At 42.7% G+C, this 26,272-nt stretch carries 19 protein-coding genes and 1 pseudogene; 7 read left to right on the top strand and 13 right to left on the bottom strand.

Annotated elements, in window-relative coordinates; all coding sequences use genetic code 11:
- The first annotated feature begins 17 nt into the window (after positions 1-17).
- Positions 18-473, top strand: a complete 456-nt coding sequence (locus tag GPLA_RS02435) for a GNAT family N-acetyltransferase (RefSeq protein WP_007103221.1) — start codon at positions 18-20, stop codon at positions 471-473.
- A 77-nt stretch (positions 474-550) separates the two neighbouring features.
- Here the strand turns inward: GPLA_RS02435 and GPLA_RS02430 are convergent, their stop codons facing one another.
- The 8 genes and pseudogenes from GPLA_RS02430 to GPLA_RS02395 form a co-directional block, all read right to left on the bottom strand.
- Complete coding sequence (locus tag GPLA_RS02430) at positions 551-1,258, bottom strand: DUF3379 domain-containing protein (protein ID WP_007103220.1); 708 nt, start codon at positions 1,256-1,258, stop codon at positions 551-553.
- Entirely contained in the window at positions 1,251-1,808 is a 558-nt protein-coding gene (locus tag GPLA_RS02425; protein ID WP_007103219.1) for a sigma-70 family RNA polymerase sigma factor, read from the bottom strand. Before GPLA_RS02425 ends, GPLA_RS02430 begins: the two co-directional genes overlap by 8 nt.
- 165 nt (positions 1,809-1,973) lie before the next feature.
- Complete coding sequence (locus tag GPLA_RS02420) at positions 1,974-3,698, bottom strand: BatD family protein (protein WP_007103218.1); 1,725 nt, start codon at positions 3,696-3,698, stop codon at positions 1,974-1,976.
- A 5-nt stretch (positions 3,699-3,703) separates the two neighbouring features.
- Positions 3,704-5,660: pseudogene (locus GPLA_RS02415) on the bottom strand (vWA domain-containing protein).
- Positions 5,660-6,676 carry a vWA domain-containing protein gene (locus GPLA_RS02410; RefSeq protein ID WP_007103217.1) on the bottom strand — a complete coding sequence of 339 codons (1,017 nt, stop codon included), beginning with the start codon at positions 6,674-6,676 and terminating at the stop codon, positions 5,660-5,662. The pseudogene GPLA_RS02415 and the gene GPLA_RS02410 overlap by 1 nt, the downstream one beginning before the upstream one ends.
- Entirely contained in the window at positions 6,669-7,172 is a 504-nt protein-coding gene (locus GPLA_RS02405; RefSeq protein ID WP_007103216.1) for a DUF4381 domain-containing protein, read from the bottom strand. Before GPLA_RS02405 ends, GPLA_RS02410 begins: the two co-directional genes overlap by 8 nt.
- The gene (locus GPLA_RS02400; protein ID WP_007103215.1) at positions 7,169-8,128 is read right to left on the bottom strand and encodes a DUF58 domain-containing protein; all 960 of its coding nucleotides are present in this window, start codon (positions 8,126-8,128) and stop codon (positions 7,169-7,171) included. Before GPLA_RS02400 ends, GPLA_RS02405 begins: the two co-directional genes overlap by 4 nt.
- A gap of 11 nt (positions 8,129-8,139) precedes the next feature.
- Positions 8,140-9,096: an AAA family ATPase gene (locus GPLA_RS02395; RefSeq protein WP_007103214.1), complete on the bottom strand. Its 957-nt coding sequence runs from the start codon at positions 9,094-9,096 to the stop codon at positions 8,140-8,142.
- 405 nt (positions 9,097-9,501) lie between these two features.
- On the opposite strand from GPLA_RS02395, the gene fadI reads away from it, so the two are divergent.
- Both fadI and fadJ read left to right on the top strand, forming a co-directional pair.
- Positions 9,502-10,812: an acetyl-CoA C-acyltransferase FadI gene (gene fadI / locus GPLA_RS02390; RefSeq protein ID WP_007103213.1), complete on the top strand. Its 1,311-nt coding sequence runs from the start codon at positions 9,502-9,504 to the stop codon at positions 10,810-10,812.
- Between the two features lie 11 nt (positions 10,813-10,823).
- Positions 10,824-12,974 (top strand): fatty acid oxidation complex subunit alpha FadJ, encoded by a 2,151-nt coding sequence (fadJ, locus tag GPLA_RS02385; RefSeq protein WP_007103212.1) that lies wholly within the window; start codon positions 10,824-10,826, stop codon positions 12,972-12,974.
- Positions 12,975-13,178: 204 nt separating this feature from the next.
- On the opposite strand, the gene GPLA_RS23670 is transcribed toward fadJ, so the two are convergent.
- The 3 genes from GPLA_RS23670 to GPLA_RS02375 form a co-directional block, all read right to left on the bottom strand.
- Complete coding sequence (locus GPLA_RS23670) at positions 13,179-13,331, bottom strand: hypothetical protein (RefSeq protein ID WP_007103211.1); 153 nt, start codon at positions 13,329-13,331, stop codon at positions 13,179-13,181.
- Between the two features lie 363 nt (positions 13,332-13,694).
- Positions 13,695-18,164, bottom strand: coding sequence for an EAL domain-containing protein (locus GPLA_RS02380; protein ID WP_007103210.1), 4,470 nt, complete (start codon positions 18,162-18,164; stop codon positions 13,695-13,697).
- A gap of 226 nt (positions 18,165-18,390) precedes the next feature.
- The gene (locus GPLA_RS02375) at positions 18,391-21,150 is read right to left on the bottom strand and encodes an insulinase family protein (RefSeq protein ID WP_007103209.1); all 2,760 of its coding nucleotides are present in this window, start codon (positions 21,148-21,150) and stop codon (positions 18,391-18,393) included.
- Positions 21,151-21,280: 130 nt separating this feature from the next.
- On the opposite strand from GPLA_RS02375, the gene sixA reads away from it, so the two are divergent.
- Both sixA and GPLA_RS02365 read left to right on the top strand, forming a co-directional pair.
- On the top strand, positions 21,281-21,754 hold the full coding sequence (sixA, locus tag GPLA_RS02370; protein WP_193362931.1) for a phosphohistidine phosphatase SixA: 474 nt from the start codon (positions 21,281-21,283) through the stop codon (positions 21,752-21,754).
- Between the two features lie 70 nt (positions 21,755-21,824).
- Complete coding sequence (locus GPLA_RS02365; RefSeq protein WP_007103207.1) at positions 21,825-22,010, top strand: hypothetical protein; 186 nt, start codon at positions 21,825-21,827, stop codon at positions 22,008-22,010.
- 51 nt (positions 22,011-22,061) lie between these two features.
- Here GPLA_RS02365 and GPLA_RS02360 read toward each other — a convergent pair whose 3' ends face one another.
- On the bottom strand, positions 22,062-23,351 hold the full coding sequence (locus GPLA_RS02360) for an HlyC/CorC family transporter (protein WP_007103206.1): 1,290 nt from the start codon (positions 23,349-23,351) through the stop codon (positions 22,062-22,064).
- Between the two features lie 103 nt (positions 23,352-23,454).
- Positions 23,455-24,243 carry a cytochrome C assembly family protein gene (locus GPLA_RS02355; protein ID WP_007103205.1) on the bottom strand — a complete coding sequence of 263 codons (789 nt, stop codon included), beginning with the start codon at positions 24,241-24,243 and terminating at the stop codon, positions 23,455-23,457.
- Between the two features lie 231 nt (positions 24,244-24,474).
- Between GPLA_RS02355 and ffh the strand changes: the two genes are divergently transcribed.
- On the top strand, positions 24,475-25,851 hold the full coding sequence (gene ffh, locus GPLA_RS02350) for a signal recognition particle protein (protein ID WP_007103204.1): 1,377 nt from the start codon (positions 24,475-24,477) through the stop codon (positions 25,849-25,851).
- Between the two features lie 142 nt (positions 25,852-25,993).
- Positions 25,994-26,239, top strand: a complete 246-nt coding sequence (locus GPLA_RS02345) for a Rho-binding antiterminator (protein ID WP_007103203.1) — start codon at positions 25,994-25,996, stop codon at positions 26,237-26,239.
- The last annotated feature ends 33 nt before the right edge of the window (positions 26,240-26,272 follow it).

Below are 26,272 nucleotides of genomic sequence, written 5' to 3'. Positions count from 1 at the left end.
AACATAGGAATACACTAGTGCCGCAACTATATAAAACCCACGCAATGCCCTTTGCACAACTGAAATTGGCTAATTTGTACGCTGTTTTGCGTTTGCGACAACAAATTTTCATGCTTGAACAACAAAGTATTTACGAGGATATAGATAACCATGATCAATTAAGCTGGCATGTGTGTATCTATCAAGGTGACGAATTAGTGGGATATGCTCGTGCTAGAGAAACCGACAACGGCCAAATGGCTAAAATTGAAAGGGTAGTTTGCGCTGCTTCTCATAGAAGAACTGGTTTGGGCAAGGAATTAATCAAGCAGTGTATTTCAATCATTGAGCAACACTATGCCGTGAAAAATATCATGTTATCAGCACAAACCAATGCGATTGCGTTTTACCGTAAATTTGGCTTTGAAAAACACGGCCTAGTTTATGATGATGGGGGAATAGAGCACATAGATATGTATCTTTCTACTTTATAAAGAGAATGCTGAATTTGAGGCAAATAAAAGGAGCTAAAGCTCCTTTTTATCTTATTTGAGTACACTTAGGGCGTGTTCTATGCGGAAAACGTCATTCGCTTAGCGAGTTTGTTTCTAGTTTGCTCAACATCATGCACATTTTCACCGACGATGACTAAGCTAGTGTGCTGCAGTTCAACTGCCTCTGCCGTTAAATATCCATCACTCACTTTTTCTTTCGCTTTGTAACCGTCTTTGTGGGGAACGACAAAAACAGTGACTTTACCATTTTCCCCTTGCATCACTAAATGCAGGCTTTTAACACCTTTAAAGTCACAATGATTGGCGTAGTAAATCTGGCCAACGTCTTCATTTATATGGCCGCCATACTGAGCCAATTTAGCGTTGACCTGTTGCAATGAAAAATCTTCATTGGCATCAAGAGCATGCGGTCCTTCATGGTAAACGTGCGCCAGTGATTGCTGGGACACATCAATGTAATTTTGTTGCTGCCATACGGTAAAACTCACGCCAACCACGAACGCTAGTGATGCTGCTAACGCTAGGTGAACCCGTGCACGTTTCTTGTCGTGCTGATGAGTTTGCATGGTTTGACGTAAAATCAGTTTGTGAGCCAAATCTTCTGGCACCTTCACTTTTGTTGCCGCTTTTAAGCTCGCGTCAATTTTCTTTTGTTCAGACCAAAATTCTTGCTTTGCAGGATCCTGTGCTGCCGCTTCTTTGACTCGTATGTCATCGCAATTGGGATCAGCATAAATGGTTCTGCGAAACTCTAAATCATCCATTTTTCCGTTCTCGATTGTCATCTGATTTCTCTAGTGCCTCTTTAATTTGGCTTCGTGCCCGAAATAAACGGGTCATGACGGTGTTTTTGTTTAAATCCAATTGCGCGGCAATTTCTTCGCCGCTGAATCCAAACATAATCTGTAACATTAATGGCTCGCGATACTCTTCGCTCAACGAAGCCATTATTTTACGTAACTCTCGATGCTCAATTTCGACCTCGTGAGTTAACTGGTCGTCAGAGATAGCTACATCATCGATATCCACTAAATCAAATTGCTTACGTTCAAACCGCCGTGCGTTTTCACGGCGTAAGATGGTAATCAACCAAGACTTAGCAGCCTTTTCATCCTTTAGTGAATCCAGGGACTTCCAAGCGCGCAAGAAGGTCTCTTGAACTATGTCTTCAGCAACCGCTTTATCCTTAACCAGCCAATACGCATAGCGAAATATATCGCCATGTAAGGCATAGACAAGGGTTTCATATCGTTTTTGTTTATCTAGCATGTCACTAGAGACCGAGGCTTTTTTAAAATGCTTTCGCAAATTCATTATTAAATTTCCGCCTGTATTATTTATTCCTATTATTCGTTAATGCAGACCAGAGTGCAAACTAGCGTTATCACCAGCACAACAGGGATGAAGGAATAAAAATACAAGGGGCAAAATAGTGCAAACCTGTGGATCACATCCAGATTTGCACACTAGGCATGGTGATTACGACTGATAGAGCGGGGCAAGCTTCTCGTTACTTTTTTGGCTGGCCTTTTTTTGTTGTCGAATTAGTGTCATCACAGTCATAAAGTTATCATTTTGCCATTGGTTATCGCCTACGCGAAACTTTACTGCGTACAGCTGGTTTATCTCATGATTGAGTTGCTCATTTTGCAATCGTCGTTGCAGCTGAGGCAGGGCTTGCCCTGTTTGGCCTGTAAGAGCGTTTAGCCATACCGTTAACGCAGACATAATCATGTTACAGTCTTGCGTGCCAACCGAAGATTGCAGTGCTTTCCATGCCTTTATTTCCGGCAGAGCAGCGCCTGTCACTGGACTCGATTGCCGTACCGATCGCGAAGACAAGTTGACATGCACTACCCAGCCTATGACCGTTACTATCCATAAAAACAGTAATACCCAACTGCTCCAAGACCACCATTGTGTACCCGAGGCAACCTGTACTGTCGCCGTTGCATTTGGCTCTGTTATCGCTAAAGGCGTTGACGGGTTTGTGGCTTGCTCGGAAGTTTGGGTTGGAGGGGGATTAGGCGTAATCGAATCACCCAAACTGGGCATAATAGTCACTGTGCGTTTAGCAAGTGTGGCGTACTCAACTTGTCCACTGACAATATTAAACCAAGGAACTTTCACTTCTGCAAAGGTGATTTCACCCGCTTGGCTGGGGATAATTGCAATGGTCTCGGTACGCTGGGCAATAAGCGTTTTGTCTTTTTCTATGGTCGTTGTATTGGCCTGATTTGGATATACCTTTACGCTATCAGGATATTGGCTGTTGATGTTAGGAAGTTGAGCCTCGTCAACACCCACTGCGGTCAATGTTAAGGTACGGGTGATCGGCTCACCTACTTTAAATTGCTTAGCGTCTGGTTGCCATTCTTCATGGAGTTCAACATAGTCACTGGGTAACCAGGTACCTGAATAATTCTGTGGGATGGGTTTAACCGTCACTTCTTGTGGTGGGCCAACGCGGCTAATGGCTTTACTGCGATTGAAGAAGCCGAAGCTTTGCTGCCTATCCTGAACAACTTCCCCCTCAAATACAGGGCCTTGAATGGTAAAGGTACCGCTTTTTTGTGGAATAACAGCAAACGTGCGCTCGATAATACGATAGCGTTTTCCGTCTACGATATCGTTGTATTCAGCGTCTTTTCCGATTTGACGAATTTCGCCGTCTATTAGCGTTGGAGCAGAGAGGCTGCCACGTTGTAAATCTCTGGCTAGGAATAATTTCACGGTATAGCGTATTTGTTGTTGTAAATAGGTTTCCTTGGTATCCACTGACGTGGTCACATATACATCTCGTCCCTCGGTTCCTTGCCGCGCCGATACCGGCAACACCATCATATTAATGGGCACCGAACTTTTACCTTCAACGGTAAAGGCAGGAATAATAAAGCGCCCCGGTTTACGAGGAATAAGCGTTGTGGTCCAAACGGTTGTGCGTGTGGTGTCAAAATTAATCATTTGTGTTTGCGAGCTCACAGACGTTCTGCCCACGATGAAATCAGCATTTAACGCAGTAGGGTCAAATGCGTCTCTGGACGTATCGCCGGAAGCCACCACACTTAAGGTAATTGATTCATCGGCCAATACCGGGTTTTTATCGACAGTGGCGGATAACTCGCTTACTTGTGCGTATGTCAACGATGACAGTGCACAAAAGAGCAGGAATGAACGAAATAAATAGCGGGTAAATAACATCATTGCTGTTACCAATTCCTTTGTCGTTGAGTCGGTGTACGTTGTTGTCTGCGTTGTTGATTTTCGATCTGCATTTTACGTTTAAGTAAAAATGCCGGATCGTCGGGAACGCGATTTAGTAGGGTTTGCATACGCTGCATATTCTCTTTCTGTTCATCAGTCAGTTCTTGGGGAGCTTGGGATCCTTGTGCTTGCTGTTGATCCTCAGATTTTGTCTCCTGGGGATCCCCAGCGGTTTGGGCTGATTGCGCCTGTTGCTCTTTTTCTTGTTGAGCAGATGATTGAGATTGATCTTCGTTGTTTTGTTGTTCATCTGGTGACTGTGGTGGCTGGTTACCTTGTTTATCTTGCTGTTGCTTATCCTGAGCATCAGCAGATGTGTCGTTAGGCCCTGACTGACTATTTTCAGTGCTTTGTTGACTGTCATTTTTTTGTTGATTGATTCTGCTCTGGCTCCTGATTTTCTTGCTGCTGAGAGTCACCTTGTTGATCTTGAGACTGATTTTGCTCGTTATCTTGCTCGGACTTGTCTTGGTCTTCTGACTGCTGGGACTTATCTTGCTGATCGCCGCTGTTCTGATTTTCTTGCTCTTGCTTTTCAAGTAATGTTTTATTGGTCAGCGCATCTTGATAATTAGGGTCAATGGCAAGTGCTTCCTCATAGGCTTTTATGGCGTCTTCAATTTCACCTAATTGGGCTAAGGCATTACCTTCATTATAACGCGCTTGAGCGCCAGTGGCGTGTTGAAATGCATCCAATGCAGTGGCATAGTCCTTGGCTTTATATGCTGCCGTACCGCGCCACATAGGATCGTTGAAATGCTCAGTTGCGGCGTTGAAATTATTCTGGTTGAACGCTAATTGGCCTTGCTGATCTTTTGTCTGCCACATATCGTCCCACCAATTGGCGCTTGCATCAGGTGCATAGCCTGGAAACAACACGAACAGCAAAAAAATACCAATGAGACCACGGCGAAAGCCATAGGCAGCAAGCGGCACGAGCAGCAATAGTAAGTAGGGGCCCATTTCCTGCCATTTATCACCAAACTTTTCATCTGCTTGGCCTTCTTTTTCTTGCTCAGATTGTAAAACCCGCTGATTTTTTAAGTAGGTTATATCACTATCGTCGGAGCGCATTGTGATATAACGACCGCCTCCTTTTCGAGCTAAGGTTTGTAAGTTACTGGCGCGCAGTCGAGGGACAACAACTGCACCACTGCTATCTTTTAAAAAGTCACCGTTTAACAATTGAATTGGAGCACCATCTTGCGTGCCCACCGCCAATACTGATAAGCGATAGGGCGAATCAGCAAGCAGTTTACTGACTTCGGCGACTTGGCTGTTTTCAATACCATCCGTTATCCAAAAGATTTCACCTTGCTGATACCCAGCGTTACCCAATAACTCGATTGCTGACTGCAAACCAAGAAACGGTTCGCTACCCGCCACCGGCATGATCTCTGGGGATAAACTGGGAATGAGGGTTGTGAGATTTTGCCCATCGGAACTTAAAGGGCTGATAGTAAATGCATCTCCAGCGTAAGCAACTAGTCCCGTTTCTCCTTCGGCAATAGCTTTTACTAAATCAATGGCTTTGTATTTGGCACGGGTTAAACGATTAGGTTTAATGTCTGTGGCACGCATAGAGAGTGACATATCCAATACTACTACTTTTCCGCTATTGAGTTGATATACAGGTTGTGGCAGCCGCTGCCATGTTGGACCGGCTAATGCCAGTGAGGCTAAAACCCAGGCGATGGTCAATAGATACAGAGGAGGTTTTGAGGATTTAATCCCGTTATGCGCCACCAGATGTTGATAAAGGTGATTGGGCAACACTGATTGCCAACCAGAATGTTGGTGATTCATACGGCGCAGAAACACCACCAATAGAAGCAGAGGAATAAGCGCTAAAAGCCATAACGGACGCAAAAAATGAAAGTCGGTGATATTGAAATCAGGCATCAAATTTCTCCTCCTTGAGTGATATTTCTCCGCTTGTTTATTAAACCTGACATCAGGGGGTTAAGCGCAAGCAACAAGGTAATGAATAATGCGAGTGCGAGTGGGTAGAAATACAAAGCCTGTAATGGTCGCATTTGTCTGCTTTCACGGGCGATGGGTTCTAGTTCATCCAGTTTGCTATATATTTCTTGTAAACTTTGCGCGTCTCTGGCGCGAAAATAGCGACCACCTGTAGACTCTGCGAGCTTGGTCAACATACCCTCATCTAGTTCTTGGGAAGGGTTGACTTGGCGGCGTCCAAAAATACTCTGCACCACCATTTGATCCGCACCTACTCCAATGGTGTAAAGTGTTACCCCATTGGCGATCGCTAATTCATTAGCTTGTTCAGGGGTGATATTGCCTGCGGTATTTTGGCCATCGGTTAGAAGCACTAACACCTTGTTTGATTCTTTTTTACTTTGAAAGCGCTTGATGGCTAAACCTATCGCATCACCAATGGCGGTTTGTTCGCCGACTAAGCCTATTAAGGATTCGTCAAGCAGTTGTGCAACGGTATCTCTATCGTAGGTCAATGGGGCTTGTAAATAAGCGGTATCTGCAAAAAATATCAAACCTAAACGATCGCCCACACGGCGCTGTATAAAGTCACTCAACACCGACTTGATCATCTGTAGGCGATCAACTTGCCGACCATTTACTTGCATGTCATCTATTTTCATACTGCCCGATAAATCGACTGCAATCATCAGGTCTCGCCCTTCGGCGGGTATGCTAACTGGATCACCTAACCATTGGGGACGTGCGCTGGCCGCAATGAGCGCGAGCCAGCCGATAGTTGCTATTGTCAAAAATATGCGTTTGCTTGACGGTGGCTTGTTCACACTTTGTAAACCTTGGGGTAAGTGGGGAACCCTTAATGCTGCAGACTGTACAGGCGCTTTTGCAGGGAGGAAATAGACTAATAAAGGTAAGGGAAGGGTAAACCACATCCACCACCAGGCGAACTCAAACATGCTTTTCTCCTAGCTGTTTACCGTTACTTTTGGCGGTAAAACTCGCGTGTTTTAACCACAGGGTAATTTGCTGGTGAATAGTGTCAAAGTTAGCATCATCAGAAACGGTAGAGCGATAAAGTAACGTCTGTAGTTCACTGTACGCCTCAGTAAATCGGTTACGCCGTGCTTTAGGTAATTGATTCACTAAAAATTCACACCAGAGTTGCCCATGTAAATTGGCGATATTCGCTGAAGGGAAATAATGTAGACAAACTCGTTTTAACAGTATGTTGCTATGCATGGGCCAGTCCGGCTGTTGAGCGTGGATTGACACAAGTGAATTAAGCGCTTCTCGGCGAGCGAAGTTATATTTATAGCGCCGATAAAAAAAGAGCGCGAAGATAATAATCGCTAGGGTAGTTAATATGGCAATAAGCCACCAGCCATATGCAGGTGGCCAGGCATCCACTTCTGGAGGTATGTAAATATCTTTCAATTGATCTAGCGGATTCATACGGCTTTTTCACTACTGCGTTTAGCTAATTGTTGCTCTAATGAGATAGCACAGCTAATGGGGACGACATTGGCACGGCAATGTTTTAATTGCTCATTGATCGTATTGAAGCGTTGCTCATGCTCGATTTGATATTGGCTAGCGATACGCTTTTCGCCAATTATAATTTGTTGCTCGTTTTGCCCGTCTGTCAGGCTCAGCATCTGCTGATAATGACTCTGGGGCAGCGCATGCTCAAAGGGATCACTAATGGGATAGGCAGTCACCTCACAATGGCGGCTCAAGTGGGCTAGATGCTGCTGAGCAGCGTCATTTAAATTAGCAAAGTCACTGATAATGAAAACCAAACTTCCCGGGTGTGCAAGGCGTCTAAGGCGAGCACATGCGTCAGAAAAGGGCACTTGATTGGGCCGGACGTCGTGAGGGGTATGCAACTTTGTGAGTCCATTAAGTAACGACAATACGGCTTTTTGCCGGGAAAAGGGCTTAAATTCTTTGTGTTCAGTTTGATTGAATACTAATCCACCGATACGATCCCCTCGCTTATGCGCAGCCCATGCGATAAGTGCCGTTAAATGTGCTACCTGCACGGACTTGAATAAAAGCTGGGTGCCAAAATGCATTGAGCTAGACAAATCAGCCAATACAAAAACCGGACGTTCTTTCTCTTCTCGATAAATTTTCGTATGAGTTTTACCTGTACGTGCAGTCACGCGCCAATCTATTGCACGTATATCATCGCCAGGTTGATAGTGTCGGGCTTCATCAAACTCCATGCCACGACCTTTGGTTTTAGCCAAATATCCCCCGGAGAGGTTGGCTTGGGCAGGACGACGCAGACTTAAATTCAGTAAGCTGGCTTTAGTGCGGTAATACAGCAGTTCTTTGATCTGCAGATTTACCCCATCACTATGGTGGTTGTCTAACCATTGGCTAACATTTTGTGTTACGTGCATGAATAATCGCCCTATGGCACAGGAACGAGTTGTAATATGCTATCGAGCACTTGATTTCTCGTTACACCCTCAGCTTCAGCTTCATAACTAAGCAGTAATCGATGACGTAAAACGTTATGAAAAACGGCTTGAATGTTATCTGGGCCAACAAAATCCCTGCCCATCAGCCAAGCGTGTGCACGGGCACACTTATCCAATGCGATGGTTGCGCGAGGGCTCGCACCAAATTCGATCCAACTGGCGAGTTGCTTACTGTATTTTTGTGGCTGACGTGTCGCAATAACCAGCTCGACTAAATATTGTTCAAGATTTTCATCTAGGTGAATTTCCAACAACGCTTTTCGGGCACTAAATATATCGTGCTGAGATAAACTTGGCGCGTTAACCGGCGCAGTGTTTAATGCTTCGTTTCTGGTTAACTTAAGAACCGCCAGTTCGGTTTCAGCGCCAGGGTAATCAATTTCTAAGTGCATGAGAAAACGATCGAGTTGTGCTTCGGGTAAAGGGTATGTCCCTTCCTGCTCGATAGGGTTTTGAGTGGCCATAACTAAAAACAGCTCAGGTAGTGGATAGGTTTTATTGCCCACGGTAATTTGCCGTTCAGCCATCGCTTCGAGCAACGCAGACTGCACTTTAGCCGGAGCGCGATTTATTTCATCGGCTAAGACCAGGTTATGAAAAAGAGGCCCCTTTTGAAAATCAAACTGCCCGGTCTCCGGTCGATAAATGTCAGTGCCTGTGAGATCTGCTGGTAGTAAGTCAGGGGTAAACTGAACGCGATGAAAATCACCTTCTACGCCGTTGGCTAATGAATTAACCGCTCGCGTTTTTGCTAACCCTGGAGGGCCTTCAACAAGTAAGTGGCCGTCAGCAAGTAATGCGACAAGTAGGTTTTGGGTCAAGGTAGGTTGACCAATAATTTGCGAGTCCAAATACGTTTGTAACTGGGAGAATTGAGTTGAAGGCATGTGCTTTTATTATTCCTACGTTGAATTGCGTACAAAGGTGTACGGGAAAATAAACTGTGTAAACAGACAATGCTACCTATATAGGGTTCCATCGATGAAAAACAATGTTACAAATAACCCCCTTTATATTTAAAAAGATGATCCGCTGGATAATTAAACTGATTGCATGTGGAGTAGAACCGGACGTGCGACAGTCAGTTTATATAGGCTTTACTGTCGTGGGGGGGAACTAATAGTAGTGAAATTGACCTACACCTTTGCTGCATTTGGTGGCTAAGCTGCTATTGTAAACGTATTCAATTGACGCAATGTTATCTGCACTTTCAAATTTATAATTCTCCCTGTACAATCCAACTTAAATACAGGTCAGACCACTTGGTTGTGACTCAACAATAAGGGTAAATCATGACGGCAAAGCAAACAGTTACTACTCGAGGCGGCGAACGTATCGCCATCGTAGCGGGTTTGAGAACACCATTCGCTAAAATGGCGACTAATTTTCACGGCGTCCCGGCTGTAGATTTAGGCAAAATGGTCGTCAATGAAATGCTTGTTAAGCACAATGTCGACCCGTTGTTAATTGAGCAATTGGTTTACGGACAGGTTGTACAAATGCCAGAAGCCCCGAACATTGCCCGTGAAATTGTACTGGGTACGGGCATGAGCGTACACACAGATGCGTATAGTGTTTCGAGAGCTTGTGCTACGAGTTTTCAATCTACGGTCAATATTGCTGAGTCAATGATGCTGGGCAATATTAGTGTTGGTATCGCAGGTGGTGCGGATTCTACTTCTGTGTCGCCGATTGGTGTGTCAAAGAATTTGGCACGAGCCTTAACGGATTTACAGAAAACCAAAACTCTGGGCCAAAAATGGTCAGTATTAAAAAAACTAGGTTTAAAGGATTTATTGCCCGTACCACCTGCAGTTGCTGAATACTCAACGGGATTGTCCATGGGGCAAACTGCTGAGCAAATGGCTAAGAGTCACAACATCAGCCGTGCAGATCAAGATAAGCTTGCTCATCGTTCTCACTCACTAGCCGCCCAAAGTTGGAATGAAGGGAAATTGGCTAATGAAGTGATGACTGCTTACCCTGCGCCTTACAAAGGTGCCTTCGAAAAAGACAATAACGTCCGTTTTGATTCGACTCTAGAGGGATATGCAAAGTTACGTCCTGTGTTTGATAAGAAGCACGGTACGGTAACCGCGGCGAATGCTACCCCGTTAACTGACGGTGCTTCGGCGGTGTTAATGATGACTGAAAGTCGCGCTAAAGCACTCGGCTACAAACCTTTAGGCTACATTAAAAGTTATGCCTTTGCGGCCATTGACGTGTGGGAAGACATGTTAATGGGACCGTCATATGCGACACCAATGGCGCTTGATAGAGCAGGTATGACTTTAAATGATTTAACGTTAATTGAAATGCATGAAGCCTTTGCCGCACAAACATTAGCCAATATTAAGATGTTCGCCAGTGACAAGTTTGCTCAAAATAAACTAGGCCGCAGTAAAGCGACAGGTGAAATTGATATGAATAAATTCAATGTGATGGGCAGTTCATTAGCTTATGGTCATCCCTTTGCCGCGACCGGTACGCGTATGATCACTCAAATGCTGAATGAGTTGAATCGCCGTGGTGGTGGCACCGGCTTATTAACTGCGTGCGCTGCTGGTGGATTGGCCGCTGCAATGATCGTTGAAACTGAATAAGGGCAAAGACTATGACTAACGAAAATACCACACAACAACCTGCTCAGAGTGCATTCACATTAACGAAGCGCGAGGACGGCATTGCTATCTTAAGTATGGATGTTCCTGGGGAAACCATGAACACACTAAAAGTTGAGTTTGGCGATCAGGTGAACGACATGCTTGACCAAATTCAAAGCGACAATGACATTAAAGGCGTCGTGATTATCAGTGGTAAAGATAACTCATTTGTGGCCGGTGCTGATATCAGTATGCTGGCAAGTTGCCAAAGTGCGGTTGATGCAGAAGCGATTGGCAAAGGAGGCCAAGCCGTTTTTCAGCGTATCGAAGACATGTCTATTCCGTTTGTCGCTGCTATTCATGGCCCTGCATTAGGTGGCGGGTTAGAGCTCGCATTAGCCTGTCATGCTCGGGTGTGTAGCGATGACAATAAAACGCAGTTGGGCTTACCTGAGGTGCAACTTGGTTTGTTACCGGGTAGTGGTGGCACACAAAGGTTGCCACGTCTAATAAGTGTACAACAGGCGATGAAAATGATGCTGACGGGAGTGTCGGTTCGTGCCAAACAAGCTAAAAAGTATGGAATTGTTGACGATATGGTGCCGCGCTCTATTTTACTGGATGTGGCAATTGAGATGGCGAAAAAACCCAAACCGACACGTAAGCCAGTAAAACTTGATGTTATGGGAACATTTCTTGAACGTACCCCTATGGGGCGAAAATTGATGTTTAAGCAAGCGCGTAAGCAAACCCAAGCAAAAACCTTGGGGAACTACCCTTCACCTGAACGCATTATTGATTGTATCGAGACCGGATTAGAAAAAGGTATCCAGCAGGGGATGGCATTAGAGGCTAAACATTTTGGGCACTTAGTCATGACACCCGAGTCAGCTGCGTTACGCAGTCTATTTTTTGCTACGACTGAAATGAAAAAAGAGCATGGAATCGAAGGTGTTGCACCCAAAAAACTCAAAAAAATCGGTGTCCTTGGTGGGGGCTTGATGGGCGGTGGCATCGCTTTCGTGACGGCAACTAAAGCGAATTTACCTGCGCGTATTAAAGACATTCGCAGTGATGGCATAGCCCACGCAATGCAGTATTCATATGATATTTTAAATAAAAAAGTGAAGCGACGCTTCATGTTGCATTCTGATATGCAAAAACAGCTATCACGTTTGACGGGTGCTATTGACTACGTCGGCTTTGACAACACAGATGTAGTGATCGAAGCGGTATTCGAAGATTTAGGCTTAAAGCAAAATATGGTTGCTGACGTCGAAGAGCACTGTGCACAGCACACTATATTCGCCTCGAATACGTCATCTATTCCGATTGCGCAAATTGCCGCAAATGCACAGCGTCCTGAAAATGTTATTGGTCTTCATTATTTTTCGCCGGTTGATAAAATGCCATTAGCTGAAGTCATTGCCCATGAAGGGACGTCAGATGAGACCATATCGACCACGGTGGAACTGGCTAAAAAGCAAGGTAAAACCCCTATTGTGGTGAAGGATGGGGCCGGTTTTTATGTAAATCGAATACTTGCACCCTACATGAATGAATCTGCGGAAATTTTATTATCGGGCGAACCCATTGATCAAATTGATAAAGCCTTGGTCAAATTTGGCTTTCCAGTTGGTCCGATTAAGTTGTTAGATGAAGTGGGTATAGACGTAGGCACTAAAATAAGTCCTATCTTGGTTGCACAGTTTGGTGAACGTTTTAACTCAGCACCCGGATTCGACAAATTATTGGCGGATGATCGTAAGGGTAAAAAGAACAAACGCGGCTTTTACAACTATGAGGGCAAAAAGCCAGGCAAAGATGTCGATGAAAGTGTCTATGATTTACTAGGAGTCACGCCAAACAGCCGCTTGAGTGATAATACTATCGCTGAACGTTGTGTTTTACTAATGCTTAACGAAGCGGCTATGTGTCTTGATGAGGGCGTAGTACGTTGCGCCAGAGACGGTGATATAGGCGCTATTTTTGGGATTGGCTTTCCGCCGTTTTTAGGCGGTCCTTTCCGTTATATGGATACTTTAGGTATTAAACATATAGTAGAGCGATTGACTTATTATCAACAGCAACTGGGTGACAAGTTTAGCCCGGCGACATGTTTAACTGATATGGCTGAGGACAATAAAACGTTTTATAGCTAAGTGTTCAAAGAACCACATTAAAAAACCGAGCTATGTTGCTCGGTTTTTTTATCCCCCCAGTATGGCATCGTTATAGACGTACGACGATCAGCTGATATCCATTTTATAACGGTGAAGCATGGTTGAATTTTAGACATAAAAAAAGAGAGTTCCTCTCTCTTTTTTGACCGAATGAAATCCATTCAGTTAGCATGTAAATCATCTTTAGAATCGAATAGATCCGATTTTAAGTGCTTTAGTTTGTACAGTCGTTGTAACTGTTTTATTTGCTTCAGGTGCTTGAGCACTTTCAACTGATTGAGTAACAACAGGAGCAGCAGTAGTAAGGGCTAGGGCGATGGCATAAGCTTTTAACATTGGATATTCCTCTTTATAATTTATTTTATTATTGACGTTTCGCTGACTATTATTTGTCAGTCATAAGTACTAATGCTTATAGTGTGCCAATATTTTTTAGGTCGGAATGACACCCTAAGTAAGAAGGCTTTTTCTTTAATTTACCGAGTTTTGTGAAATGAAAAAATAAGCCGAGTGCCGACATAAGGTTATAGATTTTTACTCATGCCAACCTTAATGAACTAACGCTTAAAAATGCGGCTATTTAATCGGGACGTTGGCTGCTAGCACTTGTAGTATGGGGCTGTTAACCCATGGGTGGCATTTTTAATACGAGCAAAAACATCGTGTATGTAAGTGTTGCAAAAAGGGAAAAGTACCGTCTTAACTTCCTTGCAACAGACGATTAAGTTGGTGATTTTCTTTTAGTAATCGTTCAAAACGGGCAGAGCTAAGCGGCTTGCTATAAAGATAACCTTGCAGCATCTCACATTCATAACGACGTAAAATTGACATCTGCTCTTCATGCTCAACACCCTCGGCAACGACTTTAAGGCCAAGATTGTGCGCTATGTCAATAATAGCGGCAGTCATATGCCGATCCACACTGCTGGTGGCAATATCATCGATAAAAGCTTTATCAATTTTGAGGGTATTAAGGGGAAAGCGCTTCAAATAAGCGAGTGAAGAATAGCCCGTACCAAAATCATCCAAAGCTAAATGAATACCACGTTCTCGTAAACGCGTCATCATACGAAGCGCATTGTCAGGATCTTGCATCAAGGTGCCTTCAGTAATTTCGCATTCTAAATGCAAAGGGGAAAGGTCTGCTTTTTGTAAAATACTGCCGATTATTTCATCAAGATCGGGCAACTCAAATTGACGAGCTGAGATATTGACTGCCACTCGGCCGGTGAATATACCAGCACTCACCCAGCGCTTAGTATCCTCACAGGCTTTTCTGAGTACCACTTCGCCTATATCGATTACTTGACCTGTTTGCTCAGCCAAAGGAATAAACTGTGCCGGGCTGACAATCCCTTTTTCCGGATGTTCAAAACGCACTAGGGCTTCCATACTCACCAGCTTACCTGTGGCAATATCTATCTTAGGCTGGTAATAGACATTGAACAGATCTTCTTTTAAGCCATGGCGTATCAAATTTTCAATTTGCAGTTGGCGAACCGCATTTTGATTCATTTCACCACTAAAAAACTGATACTTATTGCCCCCGGCATTTTTGGCAAAATACATGGCAGTATCGGCATTTTTTAATAGCTCTTGGGGAGAACTTCCATCTTCAGGATAAAAGGCAATACCCACACTAGCGCCGAGTACAAACTCTTGATGATTGATCAAAAAGGGTCTGGCCATATCATCTAAGATAGATTGAGTGAAATGAGTCACACTGTGCACATCCGTGTCTTTATCAAGCAATATGCTGAATTCATCTCCACCAAGGCGATAACAGGTAGCACTTTTGCCGGCTAATTTTTGCAGACGCTTAGCGATTTGTTTGATTAGCATATCGCCCGTTTGATGGCCCAATGAGTCGTTGATTTTTTTGAAGTTATCCATGTCTAAACAGATAAGCGCATGCTGCGTGCCGCGGCGTACAATATTGTTATGGCTAGCTTGAAAAAATGAACGATTAGGCAAGTCAGTCAACGGGTCGGTATTCGCCAGTTTGAGTAGCTCTTTTTCCGTGCTCTTACGAGAAGTAATATCTGAGAAGACCCCAACGTAATGGCTGATGCGACCATCTTCATCATTGATGGCGTCGATATTTAATTCCATCTCATATCTCTGGCCATTGATGCGACGTGACTCTACTTCGCCGTTCCAATTACCTTTTTGGCGCAGTGATTTTTTGACTTCTTCGGTAAAGGCTCCCGGATACTGATGGAAGGTGAGATAACTGGCCAGAGCTTGGTCTCGGGTTTCCCCTGTATATTTACAATAAGCTTTGTTCACTGAGATATATCTAAAACTGGTATCGGCAATGAACACTCCGTCAGAAATTGTTTCTATGGAACGTTTGAATAACTTTAATTGTTCTTCAGCAATCTTTAAATGACTGATATTTTTAAATGTGCCCGTCATTCGCAAAGGTTGATTGTTACTGTCACGACTAACGACTTTACCGCGGTCAAGCACCCATAACCATTCGCCTTTAAATGTACTGGCACGGTAGGTGACTTCGAAATGTTCGGTTTTATCTTGCAAGTGCTCGTTCATAGCATCTTGGACGCGCTTAAGATCGTTTTGGTGTATGTTTGCTTGATAGGCGCTATTGACCCGAATATCGTCTTGGGGAAAGTCCATAATGCCCCATGTGTTTGAGCGAAATACTTGGCCTTGATATATATCCCAATCCCACAACTCGTCACCGCTGCTCCACAGCGTTAATTTTAGGCGCTCTTCACTTTCAGTAATAGCCAGACGTGCAAGACGTTTAGATCGGTACTGCTTCACCACAGTCAGCCCAATAAATAAGATTAAAATACAATACAATACCAATGCATTGCGGTGTAACCATAACGGAGGCTCTATATTAAGGGTTAACTTTGCAGAATCTGACCAAGGGTTCATGTTATGACGGCTTTGTACTTCGAATTGATACTGACCGAAATCTAGGTTGGTAAATGTCGCCTCTCGTGTACGTATGTCAGCATCTAGCCACTTGTTGGAGTAACCACCTAATCTATACCTGTAGGTGTAGCCTGCTGCGTCCAAGGGGTTTAGTTGGCTGAACGTTAAGCCCACATGATTTGAGTTATTAGGTAACGTGAGTATATCGGATAAATAAATTGGATTATCGAGAGGACTACCAATTGTGTGGACGGTTACTTCACGATTAAACAGTCGTAGATGTGTAATAATTGGAGGAGTATTTATATTTTCAGGTAACTGTGGTTTATTGTTAAGAGTTACTTGATTATGCTCAAATAAATGAAATCCCTTAGCCCCACCAAACAACACATATTGGTCAGATGTAACTAAGCCGGAACCTTCATTAAAGTCATTGAAATCAAGGCGTTCAGGGGATATTTTTTGTAACACTTCGCCTGACAATATTGACACTTCTTCTATACCACCAGCCATAGTAGTGAGCCAAATACTGTCACCTACCTGCAGTGCTTTTGTTATCTGATTATCATACAAACCAGTATCAACATTTATTCTTTGAATGACTTGATAATTTTGCTTGTCTAACTCAATTAAGCCAAATTCAATGGAGGCAAGCCAAAATCCTTTTTCAGTTTCTAATATCGAGCTGAAATTATTACCGTTAACCATTGCATCGGAAGAAGGTCGAGTCATTTTTTGTGTTTTCAAATCGAAGTGAACTAATCCATTATTAGCTCTTAGCCAAAGCTTCTGTTTACTATCGATGAATATGGGCTCAAGAGTTTTAATGCTGTTGTCTGGTACTTTTATCTCATGTTCAGAAAAGTCGTTGGTATTTATCCAACGTAAAACGTTGTCCGAAGATTTTACCCACACACGATCGTCATGAAATAGCACTCTATCAAAAAAGCTACCCTTTGATATGCTGCGGATTAGGTTTAACTCTCCGTCGTTGCTTTTACCATAGACGTATATACCTCCACTAGTAGCAAACCAGAGGCGATCTTGTTTATCTATAGTTATATCCCATATGCTGTAATCAAAGCCATTTAACCAAGAGGTAAAATGCTCTGTTTTCATATTGAACTCTGAAACTCCTGCTGATTGTGTCGCGAGCCAAATAATACCGTTACTATCTTGTTTTATTGCCCATACAACATTGCCTGAAAGAGTATTTTCAGTCGATGGCTCAGCCACATAATGACGGAAAAGTGCGGAGTCTTGATTGTGTCTATAAATGCCAGCGGTATGAGAACCTAGCCATAATGTATTATTACTATCACGGTATAAGTTTAGTAAAAATATACCCGTGTCACTTCGCTGGACGTTATTGCTTGCTCCATTGTCAAGCGATACGTGTTTAGTAACGCTAAAATCACTATTTACTATAGTTAATCCCACTGAGGTCGCTAACCATATGTTTCCGTCGTTGCCTAACTGGATACTGCGTACTTCGTTCCCAAGCAGATTTGGAACAGAGTCAGTGTTAAAATGGCGAAATAAATTGCTTTTTTTGTTCCAAACGTACGCGCCTAACTCAGTTGCAAACCAATAATTATCACCATAGTGTTTGATATCAAAGAGATATTCGGCTTCAATTAAAATATTGAAAGGATTTTTATTGCTGAGATTGTGAAGCATTCGCGTATTATTATCTAAAACATAAATGCCATGTCCATAGGTGCCTATCCAAGTTAATTCTTCCTCTGCAAGCATCGATTTGATTTCAGGTGGGGTATGGGACGCTGTAATTTCTAACGGAGTGAAGTCATTGGTTTTAGGTGAATAGGTGTACAAATTAGCTTCGTTTGCCACGAGCACATCGCCGGAATGAGAAAGGCTGAGGGCATTAATAATGTTATTATCTAAATTGCTATTTTGTTGGTTATAGCGAATAAAATTGTCGGTTAAAGTATTATACCTCGCCAAGCCATTTTGTGTCCCTACCCATAAATTACCTTTATTATCAATAAGTAAGTTTCTAATAAAATCGTGAGGTAGTGAATTTATATCGTTTGTATTATGCTGATAATTGATAAACTCGTAGCCATCGAAGCGACTTAATCCATTGGCTGTGGCGAACCACATGAAACCGCGTTTATCTTCAATAATATCAGTGATGGTATTTTGCGCTAGACCATCGGCTTTGGTTGAATTATCAAATGAGAAAGATTGGCCATGGGCCAAATATGAAAAGCCTAAAGTGGCAGTCACGAGCCACATACGGCAAAAAAAGGATTGAATCTTTAAAATATGCAATTAACACCCGTCAGCAGTTTTTCTGCTTTGTAATTATTAAATTTTTAGGTACCAATCCATAGTGCCCATCGATCTAAATATGCCTAATTAACGGGGGGTTAACAAGTTTTTATCGTTACTTTTTAGTGCTATTTGCCAGATTCATTAACAACTAGCGCTTTCCTCTGTTCATTCAATAAATGTCGCTAGATTATTCTACTAAAGGTGTATGTTTTTTGAACGCTGAAATGTCATCCAATGATACGGCGCCTAAGTCACTTGGAGTGATGTGCTGGTTGGGGTCGCTATAGAGTATTAATTCGCCGATATTTTGGCCTAATGCTAAACCATTAACAAATGACATCAGGTCTGAAAATTCAAGGTTTGATAACTCATTCATAATGTCTTGGCTTTGTGTAAATAGGTAATCTTGATTGCTTAATGCGGACCATAAACGCTGACTTTTCATCCCTAAGTTAGCGTCCTTGCCACAAAGCTGTTTCATTACTCCACGTTTGATATCTGGCCACTTTTTTTGGTAGGGCAATAGATTCACGGTGAGTTTCTGCAAGAAGTCGCGAATAATGGTAATCAGGTATTGAGCCGAATATTGGGGGGATTGTACGTAAAAAGCCATCCCCGGATGTTGGTTGTATGGCACGTAACCACTGCCGACTAAATAACCCAATTGCGCTTCTTGGCGAGCAAAGTTAAAAAATACTGGCGATACTAGTTGTTCTAATAATATGGTCAATAAGGTATCTCGGCGTTGAGCCTTGGGTGATTGATAATATATAACAACGGCAGCATCTGGATGTTCACAGGGCAGAGCATGTAGCAACAAGTCTTGCTTGCATAAGTTAAATACACTGCGAGAAAGCTTTTTGTGCCCAGTGTAAAAAGCATGTTGTTGCTGCAAATTTTTAGAAAACTGCTCTACTTCCCCCTCACACCAATTCCCATAAACTAAGCTTTCCATATATCGTTCACCGAGCAAGCTGTTTTTAGTCTCATGGACCTGCTCAACTGTTGCTTTCTCCATGAAGCTCACCATGCTTAATGGTGTGTGAGTGTTCTGTTGCATAAGCGCCGAAAGGCGGGTAAACAGCCTATTTATCGGTTTATTTAATAAGTTGTTGTGTAAACTTTGTGATTGTTGATGTTTAACTTGTTCAAAATGTTTAGAAAAGTCATCAAATGAATGGATCTGCTCAAGCAGTGCTTGGTTAAAGCTTAACTGCTTCGCACTGAAGCCGCTAGTATGCAGGGAAAACCCACATTGATGTGAATACAGATGATAGTTTAATCCTGCGACATTGGCTTGATAGTATTTTTGTTGAAAATGGCTATTTAATATCGCAATCCATAATCTTTTTATCGTCGCGATTTCAGTCCCATCGATGGCGGCTCTACAGTCGAATGAAACGTAGCAATCCCCTCTGGGCAGCCCAAATTGATGATCTTGGCCAAACCATAGATTAAACCCGTCAGCGGCGGCAACTTTTTGCGGGATTGAAAATGCGTCTTTTTGTTCTACAAGGGTGTGGGATTCACTTATAAACGGATTATCGTCAGGTAAACTCAAAATCTCGTTACTTTCAATTCGTTGTAATTTTTTGAGTAGAGCTGGATTGATGGGCGAAAATGAATAAGCCGTTTTATACCAACGGCTGACTCGCGTCGTCTTGGCACCGGGCGACACCACTTTCACCCGCATATTACTGGGGACAAAGAAGCTTAGGATGTGATCGACAATGGCCGGGTCGGGTTTATCTAATATGTATTCTGATGCAACGAGATGCTCAGGTGGATAGTAAAATATGGCACTCGCCAGACCAATAGCTTCGTCCGTTGCTTTTATCGCATCGGCGAACTGCCAAACTTGCAGTAGTAGCGCTTCTTTTTCATTAAAGAAACGCATTTTAGCGTGCTGCTTAATAAGCTGAATATATTGAAATAATGTTTGCAGCATTGAATCTATCTGCCCTATGCCTAGCTCAGTTAGCTGTAAATTCACGTTAAAATCTCTAAACGTGCTGCCTTCAATGCCCCCTCCCACGCTAATATTTGTGGCCAATCCGCGCGTTTTAAAATACCCAAGTAGCCCATTTGGGCCTTCGTCGGCTAATAATTCACTGATAATACTTAAGGGTTTTGTTCGATAGTATTTTTGCACGCTGGGCAAAGCAAAAGTAACGATAAGACGTTTGGCTGCTTTTAACGGTGCAATATCTATTCTTACGCCTAATTGCTTGGGTAAATATAATGGGGGAAGAGTCTGTGAGTTAGGTGCTTTTGTCGCACTCAAGTGAGCAAAGTGTTGGTGAACGAGTTTAACGCTTGATTCGGTGCTAAGTGGGCTGATGACGCACAGTGTCATATTGTGAGTCACATACTTTTGTTGATGTAATATCTGCAAAAGTCGTTGCACTTCTTGATGGCTAAGCTGATTTAAGGTGTTTGCATTACCGACGGAAAATTTGCTAAAGGGATGTTCAGGATTAGCCGTTTCCTTATGTACTTCGTATAAGCGGCGTAAGTCATCATGTATTTTTAAAGAAAACTCAGCATCTATGGCCTTTATTTCTTTTTTAATCGAATCGAGTTTAAAAAGAGGTTGGGTGAGCAAATACGCAAAGTGATCGAGTCCTGTAGATAAATATTCGTCATTTACGGAAAAATAATAATGACTGTATTCTGAGCCTGTTGCCGCGTTAACATAGCCGCCGTGTAAGGATAGAAAGGCACTAAACTCATCAACCTGAGGATGTTTTTTATTTCCTTGAAACAGCATATGTTCTAATAAATGGCTAAGCCCTAAACAATCTACAGGATCACTAAAATGGCCATTGGCAACCGTTGCAGCAACAGAGCTGACGTCACAGCTAGGATCCTCGATCACTAACACTCTCAAGCCATTTTCGAGTTGAGAGAACTGATAACGTCGATGGTCGAGGTTATGAGTAAGCAAAATAATAGATCCTATTGTCATATAACGCGCTTAAATAGCATAACGTAAAAATCACTCAACTCGCGGATTTTTAAACATTTATTTGCTATATTAAGCGTAACAAAGTTTGTTAACTATTCAGCAGTAATTTATGCATATTATTATCATGCGTCACGGTGATGCAGAGCCACTTCAATACGACGACAGTTCTCGTGAGTTAACGAAGTTTGGACAACAACAAGCCTTAGCTGCTGGGTTATGGTTAAGTAAGCATTATCTAGGGCAAAACATCGAAATGGGGTTGGCTAGCCCCTACGTTAGAGCTCGGCAAACAATGGAAACAGTTAGTCAAAAAATTGACGTATTGCAACAAGATGTGTCAAATGATGTTACGCCTGAAGGGAATATTTGGCTTACCCATGATTATATTGACTACTTATTAGAAGAGCATAAACTGACGACATCACTGTTGATTGTTAGTCATATGCCTTTTGTTAGCTATTTTTTAGATGAATTAACTGGGGTACAACACTCACTGTTTTTTGATACATCCAGTATGGTAATAGTCGATTATCAACCAGACACACACTCAGGGAAGGTGTTGGAGGTTTATCACCCTTTATAACGGATAAAGGCTAAACTTTCACTTTAGATTTGAGTATAAGAACCGATAACTCGTAAGAGAGGTTATATTCATGTCAGGCAAAAGTTTACCTGCATATTTACAGCAGGTGTTAGAACATCATGTTTCAAATGCACAACTGACTCACGACGCTGAGCTTCAGGGCATTTTTGAGCGCCTGACAAAACTGAATGCTAAAGTCGAATTGGCTAAAGCAAAAATCCGCGAAAACCGCTTAGCAAAAGGCCCATCCTCTTAGTACCTGTGTATCACTAGCTGTATGTTTCAAGGCGTAACTGATAAGCAGCGCTTAATCCGAATTGTTTGTTATTTGAGCAGAATAGAACTGGGGCATAATACGCACAGTTTTTACTACATTGTCTTTCATCTCAATAATCTCAACAGGATAACCAGCTAAACGTAAACTGATGTTTGCTTCAGGAATATCTTCTAAATACTCAAGAATAATACCGTTGAGGGTTTTGGGCCCCTCAGTGGGGAATTGCCAATCCATTTCTTTATTTAGTTCACGTACGTTTGCACTGCCGTCTACCAGTACACTGCCGTCTTGCTGTGTATCGGCCTCTTTACTGTGATCTGGTACCATGCTGGTGGTAAAGTCACCAATGATTTCTTCTAGAATATCTTCTAACGTAACCAAGCCTTGTATATCACCATATTCATCCACCACTAAACCAATACGTTCTTTTACCGCTTGAAACTTGTACATCAACGTATGCAGGGGGGTCGATTCAGGCGTAAAGTAAATTTCTCGCACGGCGCGCAGTAAACTGGCTTTAGTAAATTCATCTTTTGATAATAAACGTAATGCGTCACGCACGTGCACAAAACCCACGGCATCATCAATGCTGTCACGGTATAATAATACTCGGGTGTGTTGAGAATTAATCAGTTGTTTTTGGATATCTTTCCATTCACGAGTGATATCTATCGCAACAATTTCGCTGCGCGGTACCATAATGTCTTCTGCGGTAACCTTTTCTAAATCTAAAATACCGACCAACATGTCTTGGTGTTTTTTCGGGATCATAGCGCCCGCTTCATGTACCACTGTTCGGAGTTCTTCTCGACTTAGGCTACTGCTACCGCTATCGTCAGTACTAATGCGTAATAGCTTAAGAATGAAGTTAGTGATCCCATTGACCAAAAATACTAGGGGATAGAGCACCTTGAGCATAGGTAAAAGTAAAAATGAGGCTGGAAATGAGACTTTCTCAGGATAAAGAGCCGCGACTGTTTTGGGGGTGACTTCAGAAAAAATCAGTATGACCAAGGTCAGTACGACCGTTGCTATGGCAATACCCATATCACCGTATAAGCGCAAGCCTAAAACAGTAGCAACCGCAGATGCCGCAATATTGACCAGATTATTGCCAATTAAAATGAGTCCAATTAATCGGTCGGGTCGCTCAAGCAGTTTTTGGACTCGCAGTGCACCCTTATTCCCCTCATTTCCTAAATGTTTTAGGCGATATCGATTAATCGACATCATGCTGGTTTCGGAGCTAGAAAAATAAGCGGAAAGTAATACTAAAATACCAAGTAGAACAAATAGACTACTTGTTGATATATCGTCCAACTAGGGATCCCTAAAGGTTGTTAAAGCGAAACTTTAAGGGTAATTTTCCCTTGTTTCAAGCAAAGTTGGCTTATTTTACTATATGTAGAGCATAAATGCAGGATCAGCTTAGAATTATTTCTTTGACAAATCGGCTACCGAAATAGGCTAAACTGAGCAAGACCGAACCTAGAATGGTGGCGAAAATAATGGGTTTTCCGCGCCAGCCGAATTTGAAATGACCGAAAAGCTCAACGCTGAACACCAACCATGCGAGAATAGATAGTATCGTTTTGTGTGCTTGTCCTTGAGCAAACATGTTTTCTAAGAACATAAAGCCACTGATTAAGGACAGGGTTAATAGTATTGTGCCGACCGTTAGCAATTTAAAAAGTATCCCTTCAACCATCATTAACGGTGGTAATGACGAATGAAGCAGCGAGGCCTTTTTTTCTTTCAATCGCATATTGATATACGCCAGTTGTAACGCGTATAGCAAGGCTATGCCTAAACAAGCATAAGCAAATAAGGCTAAACCAATATGGATCATCAATTTAGGTTGCACGCCTATGTGCATAATGTGTGCGTCAGGAATAAACAGGTCAAGGAGTATAATGACACCCGAAAATGAATACACTACGGGTAGCAAAATTGTATTCGGCATGGTAAATGCCGCTAACAACATGGTTAAACTAATTAACCAGGCCACCAGCGATGCCACATTAAGCATACTTAAATTTTCACCCATACTGACAAAAATATCACTGTTCAACAGCCATGCGTGTAACGCTAATGCGATAACCGCGAGCAAATAAGATAATTTAAGATTAGGACCTTTATGGTCAAAAAACTTCAACAAAATTACACTGGCGGCGCCAGCATATAGGCAAAAACAGACTAAGCCTAACAACATTATCTAACCTCGATTTCCAACTATATTGGGCGAATTCACGATCGGAGCCGAAGGGCAAAACACACGGATGACTCTCGCTCTAAGACGACTGAGTATAACTATAATGACCTACCATACCTAGTGTTTAACAATAATTCTCATTAACTTTATTTGTTGTGTTGCTTTGGTTCTTATCTGCGCAGATTTTAGGTATCATTAGGTTATCTAAAATTAATATCGTATCGATTTGCTATGTTTGAAAATTTAACGGAACGCTTAGGCAAAACTCTCAAAGATATCAGTGGGCGAGGCCGGCTCTCTGAAGACAATATAAAAGACACGTTACGTGAAGTACGGATGGCACTTCTCGAGGCTGACGTTGCGTTGCCTGTAGTAAAAAGTTTTATCACCCAGGTGAAAGACCGTGCCGTCGGAACAGAAGTATCTAAAAGCCTTAATCCGGGCCAGGTATTTATTAAAATAGTCCAGGCTGAATTAGAATCTGTCATGGGACAGGCCAATGAAGGCTTAGACTTAGCTGCTCAGCCGCCAGCTGTTGTACTCATGGCGGGCTTACAAGGTGCGGGTAAAACCACCAGTGTCGGCAAGTTAGCGCTATATTTAACTCAGCGTGAGAAAAAGAAAGTATTGGTCGTTAGTGCTGATGTTTATCGTCCCGCCGCGATAAAACAGCTTGAAACGTTGGCGACAGAAGTGGGTGTTGAATGCTTCCCATCGACGATTGAACAAAAGCCTATTGATATAGTGAATAGTGCGGTCGATTACGCTCGTAAACAATTTTTTGATGTCTTGTTAGTTGATACCGCTGGTCGTTTGCATATTGACGCGGAAATGATGGGCGAAATACAAGCTCTTCACCAAGCGGTCAAGCCGGTTGAAACCTTGTTTGTGGTTGATGCCATGACAGGACAAGATGCTGCGAATACGGCAAAAGCGTTTAACGAAGCGTTGCCATTGACCGGTGTTATTCTAACAAAAACTGACGGTGACGCCCGTGGTGGTGCGGCATTGTCTGTGCGTCATATTACCGGTAAGCCGATTAAATTCTTGGGAATGGGTGAAAAAGTTGATGCCTTAGAGCCGTTTCATCCTGAGCGCGTGGCGTCTCGTATCCTTGGAATGGGTGACGTTTTAAGTCTAATCGAAGAAGTCGAGCGTAAAGTTGATAAAGACAAGGCACAGCGCCTTGCTAAAAAAGTACAAAAAGGTAAAGGGTTTGATCTGCAAGACTTCAAAGAGCAATTGGAGCAGATGCGTAACATGGGCGGCATGATGTCTATGATGGATAAGTTGCCGGGCATGGGTAATATGACCGCTCAGGTTAAAGACAAAGCCAATGATAAATCGTTTAATCAAATGGAAGCCATTATCAATTCGATGACACCACTTGAGCGCAGCAAACCCGATACGATTAAAGGGTCTCGCAAACGTCGAATCGCCATGGGCTCGGGTACCCAAATTCAAGATGTTAACCGCTTATTGAAACAGTTTACTCAGATGCAAAAAATGATGAAGAAAATGTCAGGTGGCGGCATGAAAAAAATGATGCGCAATATGAAAGGTATGATGCCTCCTGGTGGCCCAGGCGGTATGTTTCCCCCTCGTTAATGTGTCGTTTTGTGAAAAGCTAAACACAAAAATATGAATATAGAAATGGCCTACCTAGATAGGTCATTTTTTTGTTATCTAGCTAAATTCACAAAAATATCACATAGCGTTAAATGTTTTTCAACTCGTAATGGAGAATGATATGAAATGTGCTGAGCAAGATTACATCGAAATTGCCTGCCTTTATAAGTTGCGCGTCGAGTTGCTGACAAAAAACGATAGCCGAATTGAAGGGGTAGCGCGTGATACCAAATACAATGCACACAAACAAGAATGTATAGTTATCGAGACCATTGAGCGGCTAGAATCTGTGCCACTGGATACGATTATAGCTATGCGAGCACTCGAGACGAATCCACATTTTACCTTGCTTACCTTTTCCAGTTGACCATATTGCCAAGAGCAAATATGTTGCTATAAA

It is taken from the genome of Paraglaciecola polaris LMG 21857 (assembly GCF_000315055.1).
Classification (GTDB): domain Bacteria; phylum Pseudomonadota; class Gammaproteobacteria; order Enterobacterales; family Alteromonadaceae; genus Paraglaciecola; species Paraglaciecola polaris.
Note: the sequence above shows the minus strand (reverse complement) of the source record. Positions and strands in the feature narration are given on the sequence as shown.